Origin of the sequence: Myxococcus vastator (assembly GCF_010894475.1) — a bacterium.
GTDB classification, from domain to species: domain Bacteria; phylum Myxococcota; class Myxococcia; order Myxococcales; family Myxococcaceae; genus Myxococcus; species Myxococcus vastator.
Genome location: NZ_JAAIYB010000637.1, coordinates 1 through 3,615, shown reverse-complemented (window position 1 = coordinate 3,615; position 3,615 = coordinate 1). Strand labels below are relative to the sequence as shown.

Here is a 3,615-nt window from a genome sequence, read left to right as displayed (position 1 = left end):
GGCCTCGGCGGCGCGCTCAGCGGCGATGGCGGCGCGCTCGGCGGCGGCGGCGGCGCGCTCCTCCACGCTGAGGGGCGCGGCGGGCGCGGCCTCGGCGGCGGGCGCCGGCGGCGTGGACGGAGCGGGCGCAGGCGTCTGGGCCTGCAGGGACGTGGCAATCAAGAAGGCAGCGGAAAGCATCGAATCTCCAGGTCAACGGCGCCGGCGAAAAGCCTGGCGCCTTCCTGCTTCAAAGGCCCTCCGCGCTTCAATGGCTTAATGGTCAAATTCGGACACGTCCCGCGCCGCCGCACGGGGTGGGTCCGTTCCCACCGCCTCGCAGGTGGCGCTTGAAAGAAAAACCCCCATGCCCCTGCGCCCCGCACCGCTCCTGCTGCTCTGCGCCCTGCTCGTCCCCGCCGCGGCCTCCGCCCAGCGCGTCACCGTCCCGGTGGACGTGGGGGTGGGGCCCGCGGCCTTCGCCTTCTTCGGCCCCGTGTTCGACGACCAGCCCATCCACACCGGGCTGAAGCTCTCCGTGGAGGCGGTGCTGGACAAGGAGTGGCTGAAGAAGAACCAGCGCCGCGTGCCCCAGCGCTACCGCAAGTACGCCAGGAGCCTGGATGAGGTCCGCATCTCCCCGTCCATCCTCATCCCGGACGCGCTCATCATCTCCCCCAAGCTGCGCGACACCGGCATGTACGGCGCCACCTGGAAGCCGCTGTCCCTGGGGGTGCCGCTGACGTCCAGTCCGGCGCGGCTGTCGCTCGGCGCGGGGCTGCTGCTGACGTACGTCTACATGCACTCGGACACGCTGCCCGACACGCACTTCGTGCGGCCCGGCGCGCAGGTGGGCATCGACCTGGAGCTCCAGCTCTCCAAGAACTTCCTGCTGGGCGTGGGCTGGGAGTCCGCGTTCTACGTCCCGCAGGAGTTGGGAGGCCTGGGCCTGCCCGACCGCCTGAGCGAGGGCATCTTCCACGTGGGACAGGCCTACCTTCAGCTCCACTTCCGCTTCCCCTACACCGTGCGCCTGTAAGGCGGAGGGCAGGCGAGCCTCACGGGTCCTCCAGGGCTGCTGCGAAGCGCCGCGCGCGCGGCTACCCTGCCCCGCCATGCATCTGGTCGTCGCCAACGAAGCACAGCAGGCCGAAAGAGACCGCCACACCTACGCCACCTGGGGCTCGCCGCTCACCGTCGAGCAGTTCCTCGAACGGGAGCAGCGGCTGCGCGCCCACGCCTGGAGCCGGGACACCCTGCGCACCTGGCTGCTGTGCGACGACGCCGGCCGCGTGCTCACCTCGTGCGAGACGCTCCGCACCCCCAGCTACCTGCGCGGCCCCGACGGTCAGACGACGCGCGGCGACAGCTTCATCATCGCCAGCGTCTTCACCGAGCCGGCCCTGCGCGGGCACGGCCATGCCACGGGGCTGATGGACCGGGTGGCCGCGGAGCTGGAGCGCACGGAGCCGGACGCCCAGGCCGCCGTGCTCTACTCCGACGTGGGCGCCCGCATCTACCGGCGCTCCGGCTACCAGGAGGTCCCCGCCTGGGACTGGCACCTGCCGGTGGGCCCTGGGCCCGTGACGCGCAAGGTGGACGCGCTGCTGGAGGACGCGGACGTGCCCTCGGCGCTCGAGCGGATGTGGCGGCCGGAGGTGCCCTTCTACCTGTGGCCGGACGCCACGCAGGTGGACTGGCACCTGGAGCGCGAGCGCATCTACGCGGAGCTGCTGCGCCGCCCCCGTCCCCGGGCCTGCGGCGCGGTGGTGGGCGCGTCCACGGCGCTGTGGGCGATGGTGGCCCGCCACGGAGAGCTGGTGGTGCTGATGCTGGACGCGCGCTCCGAGGACGACGCCGCCGCGCTGCTGGAGGCCGCGGGGGCCCAGGCGCACAAGGCCGGGCTGTCCAAGGTGGTGCTGTGGGAGGAGCCGGGCACCATGCCGTGGGTGGCCCGGCTGCCCGAGGCCAGCCGCGAGGCCCGGGACGGCTCGCTGCCCATGGTGCGGCCCCTGCGCGAGGGCCTGCCCGCCGCCGTGGACATCCCCTTCGCTCGCGCGCTGTGGGCGTGAGCGTCCGGCTAGGATGCGCGCATGGCCCGCAGAACCCGCATCATCGAGGGCACGTGGAACTGCACCTCGTGTGACACGAAGTCGATTCGCGCCCGGCACAAGCGCTGCCCCCAGTGCAACAACCCGCGCGAGCTGACAGGCAAGGAGTCGGCGTTCGACTTCGGCGGCGTGGACGCGGCCAGCGGGAAGTCGCTGCGCGAGGGCGTCACCGACGCGTCAGCGCTGGAGCTGGCCCAGGCGGGAGCAGACTGGTTCTGCGCCTTCTGCGGCGCGGCCACGCGGGGCGACACGACGCGCTGCAAGCACTGCGGCGCCGAGCGCACCGACGACGCGAAGGCCGCCCCGCGCCAGGCCTTCGACGAGCCACCACCAGCGCCGCCGCCACGTCCCGCGAAGCCGAAGCGCAGGGCGCGGATGCGCCAGGCGCTGGGCTCGCTGCTCCTCTGCTGCCTGGGTGTCGGCGCCTTCGCGCTCTGGGCCAACACGACGCATGAGCTCCCCGGCCAGGTGACGGGCACGGCCTGGAAGCGCACCGTGGTGCAGGAGCGCTTCACCCGGGTGACGAAGCGGGGCTGGCACGACGAGCTGCGCGCCGTCACGCCCCGCATGCCCGTCAACGGCGCTGGCGAGGTGGCGGGCGTGGCCAACATCCGCGACTGCGTGTCCATCCAGCGAGGCACCCGCCGCGTCCCCGACGGCACGGAGCGGGTGTGCCGCACGAAGTCGCGCAAGGTGGCCTGCGGCTCGGAGGAGAAGTGCCGCCGCAGGGACATGGGCAACGGCTTCATGGAAGAGGTGTGTGAGGACGTGACGAAGTACTGCCGCGAGTCCTACGAGGACTGCCAGGACGAGACGCGCTACCGCCGAGAGCCCGTGTACGCCGACCAGTGCACCTACGACACCCATGCGTGGAAGCCGCTGACGCGCCGGGAGGCGTCCGGCACCGACGATGCGCCGCGCTGGCCCGAGCTGGCCGTGGGCGCCGCGGACCGGTTGCGCCGCGAGGAGACGTACACGGTGCGGCTGCGCTACGAGGACGACGGCGCCCAGGAGCACGTGCTGGAGCCGCGGGGCGAGCGGGCGTTCCTCGCCTGGAAGAAGGGCCAGGGCGCGCGCCTCACCGTGACGAACCTGGGCACGGTGAAGACGGTCGTGCCCCGGTGAGTGACGCCGCCCCCAAGCCCGTGGAGTGCACGCGCTGCGGCGCCTGCTGCGTGGCGCCCGACATCGCCGCGCTGGACAAGCCGCTGGGCCTGCGCTGCCCGCACCTGAAGGAAGACAACCTCTGCGACGTGTATGAGGACCGGCCCGCCATCTGCCGCGACTACCAGGCGGATGAACTCTGCACCCTCATCGAGGCGCCCACGCTGGAGGAGCGCGTGGAGAAGTACCTGGGTCTCTTCGGGCTCCAGTCGGAGGCCCGGGCCTCGCGCGAGCAGGGCTGCGCGTCCATGCGCATGGCCCGCCGCCTGGCCAGCCTGCCCCGCCCTGGCGGCGCGAAGGACTAGGCGCGCCTGGTGGCATGAGCGCTTGTCGCCCCTGCGCACCGGCGTTATCCCCCGGC

4 protein-coding genes and 1 pseudogene are annotated in these 3,615 nt (G+C 72.8%); 4 read left to right on the top strand and 1 reads right to left on the bottom strand.

Annotated elements, in window-relative coordinates; translation table 11 throughout:
* Positions 1 to 180: pseudogene (locus tag G4D87_RS35320) on the bottom strand (DUF481 domain-containing protein); the annotation flags it as partial.
* 166 nt (positions 181 to 346) lie between these two features.
* Here G4D87_RS35320 and G4D87_RS35315 point away from each other — a divergent pair.
* The 4 genes from G4D87_RS35315 to G4D87_RS35300 all read left to right on the top strand — a co-directional run bounded on the left by G4D87_RS35315 (position 347) and on the right by G4D87_RS35300 (position 3,559).
* A complete protein-coding gene (locus tag G4D87_RS35315) occupies positions 347 to 1,018 on the top strand; it encodes a hypothetical protein (RefSeq protein WP_163787103.1) in 672 nt (223 codons plus the stop codon).
* 76 nt (positions 1,019 to 1,094) lie between these two features.
* The gene (locus tag G4D87_RS35310; protein WP_163787101.1) at positions 1,095 to 2,051 is read left to right on the top strand and encodes a GNAT family N-acetyltransferase; all 957 of its coding nucleotides are present in this window, start codon (positions 1,095 to 1,097) and stop codon (positions 2,049 to 2,051) included.
* A gap of 21 nt (positions 2,052 to 2,072) precedes the next feature.
* Complete coding sequence (locus G4D87_RS35305) at positions 2,073 to 3,215, top strand: hypothetical protein (protein ID WP_163787099.1); 1,143 nt, start codon at positions 2,073 to 2,075, stop codon at positions 3,213 to 3,215.
* 20 nt (positions 3,216 to 3,235) lie between these two features.
* Positions 3,236 to 3,559: a YkgJ family cysteine cluster protein gene (locus tag G4D87_RS35300; protein ID WP_163787106.1), complete on the top strand. Its 324-nt coding sequence runs from the start codon at positions 3,236 to 3,238 to the stop codon at positions 3,557 to 3,559.
* The last annotated feature ends 56 nt before the right edge of the window (positions 3,560 to 3,615 follow it).

Excerpts from the sequence above, each read along its gene's own strand:
- G4D87_RS35310 (WP_163787101.1), top strand. The coding sequence starts at position 1,095 with ATGCATCTGGTCGTCGCCAACGAAGCACAGCAGGCCGAAAGAGACCGC.
- G4D87_RS35305 (WP_163787099.1), top strand. The coding sequence starts at position 2,073 with ATGGCCCGCAGAACCCGCATCATCGAGGGCACGTGGAACTGCACCTCG.
- G4D87_RS35315 (WP_163787103.1), top strand. The coding sequence starts at position 347 with ATGCCCCTGCGCCCCGCACCGCTCCTGCTGCTCTGCGCCCTGCTCGTC.